This window comes from Pseudoxanthomonas mexicana, assembly GCF_010093385.1.
GTDB lineage: Bacteria > Pseudomonadota > Gammaproteobacteria > Xanthomonadales > Xanthomonadaceae > Pseudoxanthomonas_A > Pseudoxanthomonas_A mexicana.
Window position 1 is genome coordinate 7,501 of record NZ_PDWV01000051.1, and the last position, 16,794, is coordinate 24,294.

Below are 16,794 nucleotides of genomic sequence, written 5' to 3' on the forward strand. Positions count from 1 at the left end.
TCTCAAGCCACCTTCGCAGGCTTACGGAACGCTCCTCTACCGCGCATAACAAAGTTATGCACCCCAAGCTTCGGTTTCGTGCTTAGCCCCGTTAAATCTTCCGCGCAGACCGACTCGACCAGTGAGCTATTACGCTTTCTTTAAAGGGTGGCTGCTTCTAAGCCAACCTCCTGGCTGTCTGTGCCTTTCCACATCGTTTTCCACTTAGCACGAAATTTGGGACCTTAGCTGTGGGTCTGGGTTGTTTCCCTTTTCACGACGGACGTTAGCACCCGCCGTGTGTCTCCCGTACATTCTGTCTTGGTATTCGGAGTTTGCCATGGTTTGCTAAGACGCGATGTCCCGCTAGCCATAACAGTGCTCTACCCCCAAGAAGATTCATACGAGGCGCTACCTAAATAGCTTTCGAGGAGAACCAGCTATCTCCGGGTTCGATTAGCTTTTCACTCCTAATCACACCTCATCCCCTACCTTTGCAACGGGAGTGGGTTCGGGCCTCCAGTACCTGTTACGGCACCTTCACCCTGGGCATGACTAGATCACCCGGTTTCGGGTCTACTGCCCGCGACTATGCGCCCTTATCAGACTCGGTTTCCCTTCGCCTCCCCTATACGGTTAAGCTTGCCACGAACAGTAAGTCGCTGACCCATTATACAAAAGGTACGCAGTCACCCTTGCGGGCTCCTACTGCTTGTACGCACACGGTTTCAGGATCTATTTCACTCCCCTCTCCGGGGTTCTTTTCGCCTTTCCCTCACGGTACTGGTTCACTATCGGTCGGTCAGGAGTATTTAGCCTTGGAGGATGGTCCCCCCATGTTCAGACAGGGTTTCTCGTGCCCCGCCTTACTCGTCTTCACTGAAAAGGTCTTTTCGAATACCGGGCTGTCACCGTCTATGGCCAGTCTTTCCAGACTGTTCTTCTAAAACCAATCCAGCTTAAGGGCTGGTCCCCGTTCGCTCGTCACTACTCAGGGAATCTCGGTTGATTTCTTTTCCTCCGGTTACTTAGATATTTCAGTTCACCGGGTTTGCCTCCAGCAGCTATGTATTCACTGCAGGATACTGCCGAAGCAGTGGGTTTCCCCATTCGGACATTGCGGGATCAATGCTTGTTGCCAGCTCCCCCGCACTTTTCGCAGGCTGCCACGTCCTTCATCGCCTCTGACCGCCAAGGCATCCACCGTGTGCGCTTATTCGCTTGACCATATAACCCCAAGTCGCCTCGGAGTTACATGCCGTGTTGATGGGGTACAAAGCCACCAACGCGAACATACGACTCAATTTATTAGGGACTCGAAGTCCCCGCCTTAGCCTCAACGACACGTCTAGATGAAAATCTAAAACGCTCGCTACGTCACAAGTTGTTAAAGAACACGAAGCCGGCTTCAGCGCCGATCCGTTTCAAAATAATCTTTTAGTGTGCGATTGCAGGTTTCAGAAGTAATGGCCAGCCTGGTTTTGGTGGGTCTGGGAGGACTCGAACCACCGACCTCACCCTTATCAGGGGTGCGCTCTAACCACCTGAGCTACAGACCCAAAAGTCGTCCTCAGTGGTGGAGCCTGTCGGGATCGAACCGACGACCCCCTGCTTGCAAAGCAGGTGCTCTCCCAGCTGAGCTAAGGCCCCGTTGTACGGGCTTACTCTGAAAAATGCAGGTGTCTTGTGTGGGCGCCTGACAAGAAGCGCTTGTCGTGCTCAAAAGGAGGTGATCCAGCCGCACCTTCCGATACGGCTACCTTGTTACGACTTCACCCCAGTCATCGGCCACACCGTGGCAAGCGCCCTCCCGAAGGTTAAGCTACCTGCTTCTGGTGCAACAAACTCCCATGGTGTGACGGGCGGTGTGTACAAGGCCCGGGAACGTATTCACCGCAGCAATGCTGATCTGCGATTACTAGCGATTCCGACTTCATGGAGTCGAGTTGCAGACTCCAATCCGGACTGAGATAGGGTTTCTGGGATTGGCTCACCCTCGCGGGTTTGCAGCCCTCTGTCCCCACCATTGTAGTACGTGTGTAGCCCTGGTCGTAAGGGCCATGATGACTTGACGTCATCCCCACCTTCCTCCGGTTTGTCACCGGCGGTCTCCTTAGAGTTCCCACCATTACGTGCTGGCAACTAAGGACAAGGGTTGCGCTCGTTGCGGGACTTAACCCAACATCTCACGACACGAGCTGACGACAGCCATGCAGCACCTGTCTCACGGTTCCCGAAGGCACCAATCCATCTCTGGAAAGTTCCGTGGATGTCAAGACCAGGTAAGGTTCTTCGCGTTGCATCGAATTAAACCACATACTCCACCGCTTGTGCGGGCCCCCGTCAATTCCTTTGAGTTTCAGTCTTGCGACCGTACTCCCCAGGCGGCGAACTTAACGCGTTAGCTTCGATACTGGGTGCCAAGTTGCACCCAACATCCAGTTCGCATCGTTTAGGGCGTGGACTACCAGGGTATCTAATCCTGTTTGCTCCCCACGCTTTCGTGCCTCAGTGTCAGTGTTGGCCCAGGATGCCGCCTTCGCCACGGATGTTCCTTCTGATCTCTACGCATTTCACTGCTACACCAGAAATTCCGCATCCCTCTACCACACTCTAGTGATCCAGTATCCACTGCAATTCCCAGGTTGAGCCCAGGGCTTTCACAGCAGACTTAAACCACCACCTACGCACGCTTTACGCCCAGTAATTCCGAGTAACGCTTGCACCCTTCGTATTACCGCGGCTGCTGGCACGAAGTTAGCCGGTGCTTATTCTTTGGGTACCGTCATCCCCACCGAGTATTAATCGACAGGATTTCTTTCCCAACAAAAGGGCTTTACAACCCGAAGGCCTTCTTCACCCACGCGGTATGGCTGGAACAGGCTTGCGCCCATTGTACAATATTCCCCACTGCTGCCTCCCGTAGGAGTCTGGACCGTGTCTCAGTTCCATTGTGGCTGATCATCCTATCAGCACAGCTACCGATCGTCACCTTGGTGGGCCATTACCCCGCCAACTAGCTAATCGGACATCGGCTCATCTAATCGCGTGAGGCCTTGCGGTCCCCCACTTTCACCCGTAGTCGTATGCGGTATTAGCGTAAGTTTCCCTACGTTATCCCCCACGAAAAGGTAGATTCCGATGTATTCCTCACCCGTCCGCCACTCGCCACCCAGAGAGCAAGCTCTCCTGTGCTGCCGTTCGACTTGCATGTGTTAGGCCTACCGCCAGCGTTCACTCTGAGCCAGGATCAAACTCTTCACTTAAAACTGCATTGCCCGAAGGCAAAAACATTTAGCTGCAGAGCTCGATCACAAGCTTTACGTATCGCTTGCATTTCTACAATTGACAAGATGCTCATGAATCGAACGTCTGCAAGATGGACAGCTAGTCCTTCCTGCAGGCGCCCACACAAGTCACCTGCGCACACTTTCAAAGAACTCGAAGTCGGCCTCAGCGCCTTCCTTCGCAACCCCGTCGTTTCCGTCGAGGTGAGCCGCCTATTATGGCGGACTTTTTCGTTTCGTCAACATCTTTTTTCGAAGTTGTTGGCGATTCGTTTCCCTTCTTCTGGCGCCCTGCCGGTCCGGCAAGGCCCCGTGCGTCGGGGGAGGGAAAGTATGGCGGGGTCTGTCAGCTTTGGGAAGGGGTGCGGACGGAATTTTTCACGTCCCGGCGACCGGCCTTCAGGCAGCCACGGCCTGCTCAGCCCGCTACCAGACGGACACGCGCGAAATTGCGCTTGCCTACCTGCAGGACGCCCTCGAAACCTGGCATCAGCTGAAGGCCGGCGTCTTCGACCACTTCCCCTTCCACCTTGACCGCCCGCTCCTTGAGCTTGCGGTTGGCTTCGGAGTTGCTGGGCGTGATGCCGGCCATCGTCAGCAGCACCGCGATGCGGATCCCCTCTGCCGGCACGCTCACCTCCTTCAGCTCCAGCAGCGAGGTGTCTCCCTGCCCCGTGACCACGGCATGCCAGCCGGCGATCGCCTTTTCGGCATCGGCGGCACCATGGAAGCGGACCGCCAGTTCGCGCGCCAGGCGCAGCTTGACGTCGCGCGGATTCAGCCCGCCGTCGGCGACCGACTGCCGGAGTGCGGCCGCTTCGGTCACACCGATCTCGAAGCTCAGCAGCTCGATCCAGCGCCACATCAGGTCGTCGCCGATCTTCATGGTCTTGGTGACGATGTCGATGGCCGGCTCGCTGACGCCGATGTAGTTACCCAGCGACTTGGACATCTTGTTGACGCCATCCAGCCCTTCCAGCAGCGGCATGGTCAGCACGATCTGCGGCGCCTGGCCGTGGTGCTCCTGGAGCCCCCGGCCCATCAGCAGGTTGAACTTCTGGTCGGTGCCACCGAGTTCGATATCCGCCTGCAGCGCCACGGAGTCGTACCCCTGCACCAGCGGGTACAGGAACTCATGGATGGCGATGGACTGCTGGGCGGCATAGCGCTTGGCGAAGTCGTCGCGCTCCAGCATGCGGGCCACGGTGTGCTGGCCGGCGAGGCGGATCATGTCCGCCGCGCCCATCCTGCCGAACCATTCGGAGTTGAAGCGGACTTCCGTCCTTTCGCGATCCAGCACCTTGAAGACCTGGTCCTCGTAGGTGCGGGCATTGGCCAGCACGTCCTCGCGGGTCAGCGGCTTGCGGGTGACGTTCTTGCCGGTGGGGTCACCGATCATCCCGGTGAAATCGCCGATCAGGAAGATCACCTGGTGCCCCAGGTCCTGGAACTGCCGCATCTTGTTGAGCAGCACGGTATGGCCCAGATGAAGATCGGGCGCCGTCGGGTCGAACCCCGCCTTCACACGCAACGGGCGACCGAGCTTCAGGCGCGCCTCCAGTTCTTCGGGCTTGAGGATTTCATCGGCGCCGCGGCCGATCAGGGCAAGAGCTTCAGCGGAGGACACGGGGAACAGTTCCAGTCAGGGGCGCCCGTGAAGGGCAAGTCAGTGAGGTGAAGTTACCGTTAAAAGAAGGTAAACAGTGATACCAATCAAAAAAACCATTTGACTCAATGGTTTGACGCGAAGTCTTCGCGTGTCTATGGTACGCCGATTGGGGCTTTGCCTTGGCCCCGGGGTGCAACCTTGATGCAGAGTCATGGGGGCGGCAACAGCCGCAAGCAACAGTTCCGCGAGCGCCTTGGCGTGCTTCGGGAGACCGCCGTGAAGCGGCATCTGCCGGAAGGCCGCTGGACGCGCCGCCACTGGATCCACGCCAGTTTGTTCACCACCATCGGCGTGTTGATGGCCACCATCGTGCCGGGCTTCTCCAGCGCCATCCAGGCACCCGTCTCCCAGCCCCGCAACACCCTGCTGCTCGAACTGCCCGAGCTGTCCGCCGCGCGCCAGGCCGGTACCGCCGGCGACAGCTGGCAGGTGGTCCGCGTGAAGCCGGGCCAGACCATGGGGGCCATCTTCGAGGAACTGGGCATTCCCGCCGCCACGCTGCACCGCATCCTGGAGAACAGCGATGCGAAGAAGGCGCTGACGCGCCTGAAGCCGGGCACCGAGATCGCCTTCGACCTGCCCGTCACCGGCAGCCTGCGCACGCTGCGCTACGACCGCGACCCCAGCCACCGCGTGGAACTGGTGGTGGGCACCGACAAGATCACCGAGCGGGTCATCGCGCGCGAGACGACCACCCGCACCGTCGTGCTGAGCGGCAAGGTGGGACGTTCGCTGAACCGGTCGGCACGCAAGGCGGGGCTGACGTCGGCCAACATCAACTCGATGACCGACGAGATCTTCAAGTACGACATCGACTTCAACTCCGACCTGGGACCGGACGACCGTTTCAGCGTGGTGGTCGAGCAGACCTGGCGCGAGGGCGAACTGATCAGCACGGGACCGGTGCAGGCGGCCACCTTCACTGTCGACGGCAAGCTGTACTCCGGCTTCCGGTTCACTCGTCCTGGCGGCAAGCCGGAGTACTTCACCGCTGCCGGCCGGCCGCTGAAAAAGAACTTCATCCGCATGCCCATCGCGTATGCGCGCATGAGTTCCAAGTTCGGCGCGCGGCGCCATCCCGTGCTGGGCACCATGCGCATGCACAAGGGCGTGGACTACGCGGCGTCGACGGGCACGCCGATCATGGCGGCAGGCGACGGGCGCGTGCAGTTCGCCGGCTGGCAGGGCGGCTACGGCCGCACCGTGATCCTCGACCACGGCCGCGGCCACACCACGCTGTACGCGCACATGTCGCGGCTGGGCAAGATCAAGCAGGGCCAGCGCGTGGCGCAGGGCACCGTGATCGGCTACGTCGGCACGACGGGCCTGTCCACCGGCCCCCACCTGCACTACGAATTCCGCATCAACGGCGTGCACCGCAACCCGCTGTCGGTGACGATGCCGCCACCCGAGCCGCTGTCCGGGGCGCAGCTGGCGGCGTTCCGCACCTACACCTCGAATGCGCTGGCGCGCATCCGCACCGTCGAGGACATCATCTACGCCGATGTCGGCCCCGCCGAAGACGCGGCGAAGCCCGCCACGACCGTGGCGACCGCCAAGCCTGCCGTCGGCAAGAAGAACGGCAAGGGCTGAGCCGGCCGCACATGGCGGGATATCCGAAAAGGCGGGACACTGTCCCGCCTTTTTCTTTGTCCGACGATCCCGCATGACCGAAGCCACCGATGCCCCCGCCTCCGAGCTCTACCTGGGCCTGATGTCGGGCACCAGCGCCGATGGTATCGATGCCGCCCTGGTCCGGTTCGAGGGCGAAGGGCGCGCGCTTCGCTGCCAGCTCATGCACGGCCGTACGTTCGCCTGGGACGAGGCGACGCGTACCCGGCTGGTCGCCCTGGGCCAGGGCGCGGACACCGTGTCGCTGGATGCACTCGGTGCGCTGGATGCGACGGTGGCGCTGGCCTTCGCCGACGCGGCCCTGTCGCTGCTGCAGGACGCCGGCGTACCGCGCGGCCGCGTGCGGGCGATCGGCTCGCACGGCCAGACCATCCGCCACCGTCCGCAGGCCGATCCTCCCTTCCCCTGGCAGCTGGGCGATGGCAATGTCATCGCCGACCGCAGCGGCATCGCCACGGTGGCCGATTTCCGCCGCCGCGACGTGGCCGCCGGCGGCCAGGGCGCACCGCTGATGCCCGCCTTCCACGCCGCGCTGCTGGGCTCGCCGCAGGAAGACCGGGCGGTACTCAACCTGGGCGGCATCGCCAATTTCACGCTGCTACCGGTCCGCGGGGAGGTCCGCGGCTTCGACACGGGCCCGGCGAATGCGCTGATGGATGCCTGGTGCGAGCGCCACACCGGTCGTGCGTACGATGCCGACGGCGCCTTCGCGGCCAGCGGACAGGTCGACGCGGTGCTGCTGGCGCGCCTGCTTGCGGACCCCTGGTTCGCGCTGCCGCCGCCCAAGAGCACCGGGCGCGAGCATTTCCACCTGGAGTGGCTGCAGGCACGCATGGGGGAGACGGCCCTGTCGCCCGCCGACGTGCAGGCGACCCTGCTGGACCTGACCGCACGCACGGTCGCCGACGCGCTGCAGATGACCCAGCCGGACACCCGCCGGGTGCTGGTCTGCGGGGGTGGCGTGCGGAATGCGGCGCTGATGGCGCGACTGGCCGCCTACCTGCCGCAGGCCATCGTGGAGTCGACCGCGATGCATGGCCTGGAACCGGACTACGTGGAAGCGATGGGCTTCGCGTGGCTGGCCCGCGAAACGCTGGCGGGCCGCCCCGGCAATCTGCCGGCCGTCACCGGCGCCTCGGGGCGCCGCATCCTGGGCACGGTGTTCCCCGCCTAGAAGCCCTTGCCGGGCGGCACGTCCTTCAGGGCGCTGATGGCTTCGGCCAGCACGTTGACTTCACGATCGTCGAAGCCGCCGCGCACTTCGGCTTCGCAGACGAACAGGCCCTGCTCCAGCAGGTTGAAGATGGTGTCGTGGATCGGCCATCCCCGCGCCTGCGAGACGCGGCGGATACGCTCAGCGAGGATCGGATCCACGTCCTTCAGCACGATGTCGGTCATTGCCCCGTCCCCTGGATGCCCCTTGGCCGGACTTTAGCGCACGCGCTCAGTCCGGTGCGCCGTCCACCGACCGGTCGATGCCGCTTGCCGGCTCATGGTCGCCGCCGAACCGGATGCGCGGCGCCAGCCAGAAGAACAGCGCGACCGCCGGGATCGCCACCAAGGCAGTGATCCAGAAGTAGACCCCGTAGCCCGTCTGCTCCACGATGCCCCCCGACACCGCGCCCAGCAGCTTGCCCGGCAGCATCACCAGCGACGAGAACAGCGCGTACTGGGTGGCCGTGAAGCGCTGGTTGACCAGCGCCGACAGGAACGCCACCAGCGTGGTGCCCTGGAAGCCCTGGGCGAGGTTCTCGCCGGAGATCACCAGCGTGAGCTTCCACACGTCGCCGTCGGCGCCGATCAGCCACACGTACAGCAGGTTGCTGATCGCCCCCAGCACGATGCCCGCCAGCAGCGGCCACTTGACGCCCCAGCGCGCGACGGCGATGCCAGCGATGAATACGCCGACCAGGCCCACCCAGACGCCCCAGATCTTCGATACCGCGCCGATCTCGGTCTTGGTGAACCCCTGGCTGAGGTAGAACGGCGCCATGATGCCGCCGCCCAGCGACTGGTCGGAAATCTTCGCCAGCAGAATGAAGGCGAACAGGGCGATGGCCAGCGCGGCACCAAAGCGGCGGAAGAAATCGACGAACGGCTCCACGACGCCTTCCCGCAAGCCCTCGCCCCACGTGGTCATCCGTATCCGCACCACATCCGGTTCGCGCGACAGCAGGACCGCCACCACCGGCACCAGCATCACGACCGCCATGGCCTGGTAGACCAGCGGCCACGACACCTGATCGGCCAGCATCAGGGCCAGTGCACCGGTGATGATCAGCGCGATGCGGTAGCCCAGCGAGTAAGTGGCCAGCAGCGCGCCCTGCGATTCCTGCGGCGCGATCTCGATGCGGTAGGCATCCACCGCAATATCCAGGGTGGCGCCGGCGAACGCCGTCATCAGGGTGACCCAGACGAAAGGCGCCAGCCGGCCGGGGGTCAGATGCGCCATCAGCAGAAGGCCGACGATGACCACGGCCAGCGCGAACAACAGCCAGCCGCGCCGCTGACCCAACCGTCCGATGAGCGGCAGACGCCAGCGATCCACCAGCGGCGCCCACAGGAACTTCAGCGTGTAGCTCAGGCCGGCGCTTGCGATGAGGGTGATGTTCTTCAGTTCCAGCCCGTTCTCGGTCAACCAGTACGCCAGCGTGCCGGCCACCAGCAGGAACGGCATGCCCGAGGCGAAGCCGAAGAAGAACATCGTCCATGCCGACGGCTGCGCGAACGCGCGCCAGACCGAGGGTTTGGACGGGCGATCGCTGGAGATCGTCATCAGGCGTAGTCCACCGTGAAGGGTGCATGGTCGGAAAAGCGCTGCTCGCGGTAGATCGAACAGGCCTTCAGGCGATCACGCAGCGACGGGGTGACGAACTGGTAGTCGATCCGCCACCCCACGTTGTTGGCGCGCGCGGCACCGCGATTGCTCCACCAGGTGTAGTCCTGGCCTTCCGGGTGCAGTACGCGGTAGGCATCGACCCAGCCGCCGTCGTCCACGCACATCGCGTTCAACCAGTCGCGCTCGGGCGGCAGGCAGCCGGAGTTCTTCTGGTTGCTGGTCCAGTTCTTGATGTCCAGCCGGCTGCGCACGATGTTCCAGTCGCCGCACAGCACGTAATGGCGGCCGCTGCGGCGCCACTCGTCCAGCACCGGCGCCAGCCATTCCATGACCTTGAACTTGAAGCCCTGGCGCTCCTCGCCCGACGAACCGGACGGGATGTAGAACGAGACCACGCTCAGGTCGCCGAAGCGTGCCTCGATGTAGCGGCCTTCTTCATCGAAGTCCGGCCAGCCCAAGGCCGTGCGGATCTCGTCCGGCTCGCGCTTGGCGTAGATCGCCACCCCGCTGTAACCCTTCTTGGTGCTCGCATCGCGGAACCAGGCCTTGTACCCGGTGGGCAGGAACTCGGGGCCGGCCAGCTGGTGTTCCTGCGCCTTGGTCTCCTGCACGCACAGCACGTCGGCGTCCTGCGCGGCGAACCAGTCGAAGAATCCCTTGGTGGCCGCCGAGCGCAGGCCGTTGGCGTTGAAGCTGATGATGCGCATGGATACTTCGTTTGTCGGAAACCGGGCAAGCGTACCCGAACCGGCGCCCGGACCGCGCGGCGCGCAGGCCGCGGCGGTTATCCTGTCCCCCGTCCTGTTCAGTCCCTGCCCCCATGACCGACCATCGCGCCCGTTTCCTCCAGCTCGCCCTGCACGCGCAGGCCCTGCGCTTCGGCCAGTTCACGCTGAAATCGGGCCGGCAGAGTCCCTACTTCTTCAACGCCGGCCGCTTCGACAGCGGCACGCTCCTGGCCGGCCTGGCCGCCTGCTATGCGGACGCGATCGAAGAAGCCGGCCTGCAGTTCGACCTGCTGTTCGGCCCGGCCTACAAGGGCATCCCGCTGGCGACGGCACTGGCCTGCGAGTTCGCCCGCCGCGGGCGCGACCTGCCCGTGGCCTTCAACCGCAAGGAAGCCAAGGACCATGGCGAGGGCGGTCTGCTAATCGGCGCGCCACTGGAAGACCGGCGCGTGCTGGTCGTCGACGACGTGATCACCGCCGGTACCGCGATCCGCGAGGCGCTGGGCCTGATCCGCGCCGGTGGCGGCACCCCGGCCGGGATCGTCGTCGCGCTCGACCGTCAGGAAGTGCTGGGTGAACCGGGCGCGGCCGCGCCGCGCCGTTCGGCGGCGCAATCCGTCGCCGAGGAAACCGGCGTCCCCGTGGTGGCCGTGGCCAACCTGCGCGACCTGCTTGCATTTGCCGGCGAAAGCGCCGACCTTGTCCGCCATCGCGACGACCTGCTGGCCTACCGGGCCCGCTACGGCAGCGCGACCCAGGACTGATGCAGCAGGGGGCTGCCATGACTGTCCGCACATCCATCCTGCTGGCCACCGCTGCGCTGGTGGCGATGCCCTGCGCGCTGGCGCAGGACAAGGGCGCCGCCGGCGCCAAGAAACTGTTCTGCTGGCAGGAGAAGGGCCAGCGCGTCTGCAGCGACGCCCTGCCCGCCGACGCCGTGAATGCCGCGCGCGACGAGATCAGCGCCAGCAGCGGCCTGCGCACGGGTGGCGTGGAGCGGGCCCTGACCGCCGAGGAGCGTGCCCAGGCCGCCGTCGAGGCACAGCAGCGGCAGATGGATGCGGCCGCCGCGGAGACGCGTCGACGCACCGATGCGGCCATGCTGCTGTCGTACCGCAGCGAGGACGACCTGCGCCGCGTGTTCAACGAACGCACCGCCATCGTCGACAACAATGTGCAGACCGCGCGCTACAACGCGGTCAGCCTGCGCGAAGGCCTGATCAGCCTGCTGCAGACCGCCGGCGACCGCGAGCTGGCCGGCAAGCCGGTCACCGCCGAGATGGCCGCCTCGATCCACCAGCGCCACGCCGAACTGGTGCGTACCCGCCGTCTGCAGCAGAGCTTCGAAAGCCAGCGTGCCGAGCTGGACTTGGAGATCGCCGACACCCTGCAGCGCTTCCGCGCGATGAAGGGCGTCACCGCGGAGCAGGCCGAAGCCGCCGCCACCGCCCCGGCCGACGCGCCTCCCGACGCGCAGGCACCCGCCCGCCGCTGATCCACTTCCGGACCGGCGCGATGCCGGGGCCCTGGATGCGACGACGCCGGGCATGCCCGGCGTCGTCGGCTTCCCGTTCAGGCGGCGGCCTCAGAACGTCATCGTCAGCTCCGGCGCCAGCGCCTGCAGGCGGGTGCGGAACTCGGTCTTGATGCGTTCCAGCGCTTCGGTGTTGTCGGCTTCGAAGCGCAGCACCAGGATCGGCGTGGTGTTGGACGCGCGCACCAGGCCCCAGCCATCGTCCCAGTCCGCGCGCAGGCCATCGATCGTGGACAGGCGCGCACCCTCGAAGCTGGCGCCCTCGACGAACCGCGCCACGATCTCGTGGGGCGTACCCGTCGGTACATCCACCTTGATCTCCGGCGTGGACACGCCGTCGGGCAGCGCGGCCAGCACCTCGGACGGCGTCTCGGCCCGGTTGGCGAGGATCTCCAGTAGGCGGGCGGCCGAATAGAGGCCGTCGTCGAACCCGTACCAGCGCTCCTGGAAGAAGAAGTGCCCGCTCATCTCGCCGGCCAGTTCGGCGCCGCTCTCGCGCATCTTCGCCTTGATCAGCGAGTGCCCGGTCTTCCACATCATCGGCGTGCCGCCGTGGCGCAGCACCCAGCCCTGCAGCTTCCCGGTGCACTTCACGTCGTAGATGATCAGCGCGCCGGGATTGCGCTCCAGCACGTCGGCGGCGAACAGCATCAGCAGGCGGTCGGGGAAGATCACCTCGCCTTCCCTGGTCACCACGCCCAGCCGGTCGCCGTCGCCGTCGAAGGCCAGGCCGATGTCGGCGTCGAAGCGCTTGACCGTCTGGATCAGGTCCTCGAGGTTGTGCGGCTCGCTGGGGTCGGGGTGGTGGTTGGGGAAGGTGCCATCGACTTCGCAGTACAGCGGGATGACGTCCGCGCCGATCGCCTCCAGCAGCTGCGGCGCGATGTCGCCGGCCACGCCGTTGCCGGCATCCACCACCACCTTAAGCGGCCGCTCCAGCTGCACGTCGTCGGCGATGCGCTGGATGTAGTCGGCCGACACGTCGCGCTGCTGCAGGTCGCCGGGCACGTTGGCGACGTGCAGCCGGTTGTCGCGGATGCGTTCGTAGAGGTCGGTGATCGCATCGCCGGACAGCGTCTGGCCGCCGACCACGATCTTGAACCCGTTGTAGTCCGGCGGGTTGTGGCTGCCGGTCACCGCCACGCTGCTGCCGGTACGCAGGTGGTAGGCGGCGAAGTACGCGACCGGCGTGGGCGCCAGGCCGATGTCGATGACGTTGCGGCCGGCCTTGCGCAGGCCGCTGATCAGCCCGCCGACCAGATCGGGACCGGACAGGCGCCCATCGCGCCCGACCACGATGTCGGCCAGGTCCTCGTCGCGCATCACCGAGCCGATCGCCAGGCCGATCAGCTCGGCCACCTCGATGTTCAGCGTCTTTCCGACGATGCCGCGGATGTCGTAGGCGCGGAAGATGCCCGGGTCGACCTCGACCGCACTGCGGTCGGGAGGGCCGCCCTCTTCCTGCGCGCGCGCCTCGCGGGTGGCGGGCATTGGCGGTGGTTCGCGCAGCAGCGCTTCGCCCAGGGTGGGCTCGTCGGTTTCGTCGATGAGGACTCCCTTCTTTCCGAATCGGGGCAGGCGGATGCCGCCCCGCGCCACCAGCAGCGCCAGTACGGCCAGCGCCGCCAGCAGGCCTGCGGCCACCAGCGCGGGAATCGCGCCCAGGCCCAGCGGGCCCGGTTCGCTGTCCGGCACGGCGGTGGCCACGCGCAGGCCGGTCTTGCCGACTGCGTGCGCCATGCGTTCGGCGCCATCCTGCAGGCCGGCGTTGCCGCGCTCGCGCACGTTGAACGCGCCCTGCCGCAACGCCAGGTAGCCGCCCGCGGGCACGGCCACGCCGTCGAATCCGCCGGTCAATTGCGCCAGCGGCAGGCGTACGTACACCACACCCTGCGGAACGGCCGCCGCCAGGCCGAAGGCCGTGGTCTTGCCATCCCTCACCACCCGGGCCGCCACCGCCTCGCCCTGCATGCCCGCCTCGAGCAGCGCGAGCTTGCTGAAGCCGAAGGCCGCCGCGTCGGCATAGGCCGACTCCAGCGCGCCGTCATGGATCTCGACCTGCTCGACGCCCGTCCATCCCTCGCGCAGCGCCGCGACAGCGGCGGCGCTGTCGTTGCGGTCCAATGCAGCCTTCACCGGTGCCGACGCCAGGCGCTGGGCCAGCTGTCCGGTCTGGGCGCGGTAGGCGCTCTCCACCGCCGAGGCCGCCGCATCGCGGGCGCGCTGCATGTCGTCGAGCAGGGCCGCATCGCGCCATTGCCGCACCCCGCTCCAGGCCAGCAGGCCGGCCAGCAGCAGCAACAGCACCGCCAGCAGCGGCAGCGCACGCCGCGTATCGCCCACGGGCATCCGCAGACGCTTGTCGTTCGTCGTGTTCATCGGCTTGTCCCCTGTCACCGCACGCCGGTGTGGCCGAAACCACCCGTCCCCCGTGCGCTGTCGGCGAAAGTATCCACCACCTGCAGGCTCACGCGCACGACCGGCAGCACCATGACCTGGGCGATGCGGTCGCCCGGCTGGATGGTGAAGGCCTCGTGTCCGCGGTTCCAGACGCTGATCAGGAGCGGCCCCTGGTAGTCGGCGTCGATCAGGCCGGTGCCGTTGCCCAGCACGATGCCGTGCCGATGGCCCAGCCCCGAGCGGGGCAGCACCACTGCGCACAGCTGCGGATCGCCCAGGTGCAGGGCTATGCCGCTGGGCACCAGCGCGGCGTCACCCGGTTCCAGCACCAGCGGTGCATCCAGCGCCGCACGCAGGTCCATGCCGGCGCTGGCTTCGGTGGCGTAGGCCGGCAGCGGCCATTCGTCGCCGAAGCGGGGGTCCAACAGCTTCACTTCAACCGCGCGGGATGCGCTCATGCGTTCAGTCGCTCCACGATCAGGTCGATCAGTTCGTCCGCCAGCTGCGTCTTGGGCGCCGAGGCGAAGCTGCGCTCGCCTTCCTTCCAGTAGGCCGTCATCGCGTTCCGGTCGCTCTCGAACCCGCCATCGGCGATGCCCACGCGGTTGGCCACGATCATGTCCAGCCGCTTGGCTTCCAGCTTCTTGCGCGCGTACTCGGCCACGTTGTTGGTCTCGGCGGCGAAGCCCACCACCAGCTTGAGCGCCTGCGTCTGCGCCGCGACCTCGGCCAGGATGTCCGGGGTGCGCACCAGGTCCAGCGCCAGCGATTCGCTGGATTTCTTGATCTTGTCGGCGGCCGGCACGCGCGGGGTGTAGTCGGCCACGGCCGCGGCGCCGATGTAGACGTCGGCCGGCAGGGCGGCGAACACGGCCTGGTGCATCTGCGCGGCGGAACGCACATCCACGCGGGTCACGCCCGGCGGCGTGGGCAGGTGCACGGGTCCGGCGACCAGGGTGACCGCCGCGCCACGCTTTGCGGCGCTGGCGGCGACAGCGAAGCCCATCTTGCCGCTGCTGCGGTTGCCCAGGTAGCGGACCGGGTCCAGGTCCTCATAGGTGGGGCCCGCACTGACCACCACCTTCAGTCCGGCGAGGTCCTGCGGCACCGACGGACCATCCCCGGCGCGGTTGGCCAGTGCGGCCACGATCTCGCCTGGCTCGGCGAGCCGGCCGGGACCGGATTCGCCCTCGGCCAGCGGCCCGTCGTTCGGCCCCACCACCCGCACGCCACGACCACGCAGCGTGGCCAGGTTGGCCTGGGTGGCGGGGTGTTCCCACATGCGGTGGTTCATCGCCGGCGCGATCATGACCGGCGCGGTGGTCGCCAGGCACAACGTGGTGACCAGGTCGTCGGCCAGCCCATGCGCCAGGCGCGCCATCAGGTCGGCGGTGGCGGGCGCGACGATTACCTGGTCCGCCCAGCGCGCCAGTTCGATATGGCCCATCGCCTGCTCGGCCGCGCTGTCCCACAGGGACGTGCGGGTGGGGTGTCCGGACAGCGCCTGGAAGCTCAGCGGCGTGACGAACTGCTGCGCCCCGGCGGTCATGGCGACCTGCACCTGCGCGCCCGCATCGCGCAGGCGGCGCACCAGTTCAAGCGCCTTGTAGGCGGCAATCCCGCCTCCCACGCACAGCAGCAGGCGACGCCCCGCCAGGCCCTGTGTCTTGTCCGATCCCGTCACGTCGGCCCATTCCTACGTCGATACAGGCGATTAGCTTACCCGAACGGCCGTTGCCGCCCGATGCCGTCCGACTCATGCATTCGCGACAGTGCGTCCATGCACATCCGCGACTGGCCCCACGAAGAACGTCCCCGCGAAAAGCTGCTGGCGCGGGGTGCCGGCAGCCTCAGCGACGCCGAACTGCTGGCGATCTTCCGGGGCTCGGGCCTGCACGGGCGCGACGCCGTCGCCACGGCGCGCGAACTGCTCGCCCAGCATGGCCCGCTGCGTGCCCTGCTGGAACGACCCCCGTCCGAACTGACCACGCTGCCCGGCCTGGGCCCGGCCCGCGCCTGCGCCCTGGCCGGGGCGCTGGAACTGGGCAACCGCCTGCTGCACGCCTCGCTGGAGCGTGGCGACGCCATCAGCGACCCGGAGGCCGCCGGCCGCTATTTCGCGCAGCGGCTGCGGGGACGGCGGCAGGAAGTGTTCGCCGCTCTGTTCCTCGACACCCGCCACCGCGTGCTGGGGTTCGAGGAACTGTTCCAGGGCTCGGTGGACAGCGCCGAAGTGCATCCGCGCGAGGTCGCGCGCCGCGCGTTGGCCGTCAACGCCACGGCCCTGATCGTGGGGCACAACCATCCCTCCGGCTGCGCAGAACCGTCCGCTGCCGACCGCGCCGTCACCCAGCGCCTGAAGCAGGCGCTGGCGCTGGTCGACGTGCGCCTGCTGGACCACTTCGTCGTCGGCGACGGGCCACCGCAGTCGATGGCGGCGCGCGGCTGGGTATGAACGGGCAGGACCACCGCCCCACCTGAACCGCGACGAGCCCACTCAGGGGCCGGGAAAACCTAGAATAGGCGGTTCCCACGCAACACGACGGTCTCCCGTGAAAGCTTCCCTCCGCGCCTTGATCGCCCAGGGCATCGATGCCCTGCGCCCGCGCGGTGGCGACTTCGCGCTGGTAGGCGCCGGGGCCGCGGTGCAAATTGATGAAGCCCGGGCCCGCGATCTCCAACTTGGCCCCTTCCTGGCTCTTTTACACATCTCCGAGCCCACGAGA

The 16,794-nt window shown here is 66.0% G+C and carries 12 protein-coding genes, 2 tRNA genes and 2 rRNA genes (1 of these 16 only partly in view); 5 read left to right on the top strand and 11 right to left on the bottom strand.

Annotated features, from left to right (window positions below; genetic code table 11):
• The 5 genes from CSC76_RS15430 to tyrS all read right to left on the bottom strand — a co-directional run.
• Positions 1-1,206 (bottom strand): 23S ribosomal RNA (locus CSC76_RS15430) (it extends 1,673 nt beyond the left edge of the window).
• Positions 1,207-1,461: 255 nt separating this feature from the next.
• Positions 1,462-1,538: transfer RNA gene (locus CSC76_RS15435), tRNA-Ile, on the bottom strand.
• A 15-nt stretch (positions 1,539-1,553) separates the two neighbouring features.
• A tRNA-Ala gene (locus tag CSC76_RS15440) sits at positions 1,554-1,629 on the bottom strand.
• 72 nt (positions 1,630-1,701) lie between these two features.
• Positions 1,702-3,245 (bottom strand): 16S ribosomal RNA (locus tag CSC76_RS15445).
• The 16S and 23S rRNA genes sit together here with 2 tRNA genes alongside, the layout of an rRNA operon.
• 439 nt (positions 3,246-3,684) lie before the next feature.
• Positions 3,685-4,893, bottom strand: coding sequence for a tyrosine--tRNA ligase (gene tyrS / locus CSC76_RS15450; RefSeq protein ID WP_162110869.1), 1,209 nt, complete (start codon positions 4,891-4,893; stop codon positions 3,685-3,687).
• Between the two features lie 183 nt (positions 4,894-5,076).
• Here tyrS and CSC76_RS15455 point away from each other — a divergent pair, with 183 nt between their 5' ends.
• Together CSC76_RS15455 and CSC76_RS15460 are read left to right on the top strand one after the other, a co-directional pair.
• A complete protein-coding gene (locus CSC76_RS15455; RefSeq protein WP_162110870.1) occupies positions 5,077-6,528 on the top strand; it encodes a peptidoglycan DD-metalloendopeptidase family protein in 1,452 nt (483 codons plus the stop codon).
• 73 nt (positions 6,529-6,601) lie between these two features.
• Complete coding sequence (locus tag CSC76_RS15460) at positions 6,602-7,741, top strand: anhydro-N-acetylmuramic acid kinase (RefSeq protein ID WP_162110871.1); 1,140 nt, start codon at positions 6,602-6,604, stop codon at positions 7,739-7,741.
• Here the strand turns inward: CSC76_RS15460 and CSC76_RS15465 are convergent.
• Genes CSC76_RS15465 through CSC76_RS15475 form a run of 3 tightly spaced genes read right to left on the bottom strand, consistent with a single transcriptional unit; the run spans position 7,738 to position 10,113 of the window.
• Positions 7,738-7,965, bottom strand: a complete 228-nt coding sequence (locus tag CSC76_RS15465; protein WP_162110872.1) for a hypothetical protein — start codon at positions 7,963-7,965, stop codon at positions 7,738-7,740. The genes CSC76_RS15460 and CSC76_RS15465 overlap by 4 nt on opposite strands.
• 46 nt (positions 7,966-8,011) lie before the next feature.
• A complete protein-coding gene (locus CSC76_RS15470; RefSeq protein ID WP_379606137.1) occupies positions 8,012-9,343 on the bottom strand; it encodes an AmpG family muropeptide MFS transporter in 1,332 nt (443 codons plus the stop codon).
• Positions 9,343-10,113 (bottom strand): exodeoxyribonuclease III, encoded by a 771-nt coding sequence (locus tag CSC76_RS15475; RefSeq protein WP_162110873.1) that lies wholly within the window; start codon positions 10,111-10,113, stop codon positions 9,343-9,345. Before CSC76_RS15475 ends, CSC76_RS15470 begins: the two co-directional genes overlap by 1 nt.
• Positions 10,114-10,226: 113 nt before the next feature.
• Here CSC76_RS15475 and pyrE point away from each other — a divergent pair, with 113 nt between their 5' ends.
• Together pyrE and CSC76_RS15485 are read left to right on the top strand one after the other, a co-directional pair.
• Complete coding sequence (gene pyrE, locus CSC76_RS15480) at positions 10,227-10,898, top strand: orotate phosphoribosyltransferase (protein ID WP_162110874.1); 672 nt, start codon at positions 10,227-10,229, stop codon at positions 10,896-10,898.
• A 17-nt stretch (positions 10,899-10,915) separates the two neighbouring features.
• Complete coding sequence (locus CSC76_RS15485) at positions 10,916-11,629, top strand: hypothetical protein (protein WP_238395013.1); 714 nt, start codon at positions 10,916-10,918, stop codon at positions 11,627-11,629.
• Between the two features lie 90 nt (positions 11,630-11,719).
• Here the strand turns inward: CSC76_RS15485 and CSC76_RS15490 are convergent, their stop codons facing one another.
• From CSC76_RS15490 to coaBC, 3 genes are read right to left on the bottom strand one after another with little or no spacing between them, the layout of a single operon-like run.
• Positions 11,720-14,047, bottom strand: coding sequence for a phosphomannomutase/phosphoglucomutase (locus tag CSC76_RS15490; protein WP_162110875.1), 2,328 nt, complete (start codon positions 14,045-14,047; stop codon positions 11,720-11,722).
• A gap of 14 nt (positions 14,048-14,061) precedes the next feature.
• The gene (dut, locus tag CSC76_RS15495; RefSeq protein WP_162110876.1) at positions 14,062-14,526 is read right to left on the bottom strand and encodes a dUTP diphosphatase; all 465 of its coding nucleotides are present in this window, start codon (positions 14,524-14,526) and stop codon (positions 14,062-14,064) included.
• Positions 14,523-15,752: a bifunctional phosphopantothenoylcysteine decarboxylase/phosphopantothenate--cysteine ligase CoaBC gene (gene coaBC, locus CSC76_RS15500; RefSeq protein WP_162110877.1), complete on the bottom strand. Its 1,230-nt coding sequence runs from the start codon at positions 15,750-15,752 to the stop codon at positions 14,523-14,525. The genes dut and coaBC overlap by 4 nt, the downstream gene beginning before the upstream one ends.
• Positions 15,753-15,848: 96 nt before the next feature.
• Between coaBC and radC the strand changes: the two genes are divergently transcribed.
• Positions 15,849-16,523 (top strand): RadC family protein, encoded by a 675-nt coding sequence (radC, locus tag CSC76_RS15505; RefSeq protein WP_162110878.1) that lies wholly within the window; start codon positions 15,849-15,851, stop codon positions 16,521-16,523.
• Positions 16,524-16,794 lie beyond the last annotated feature (271 nt).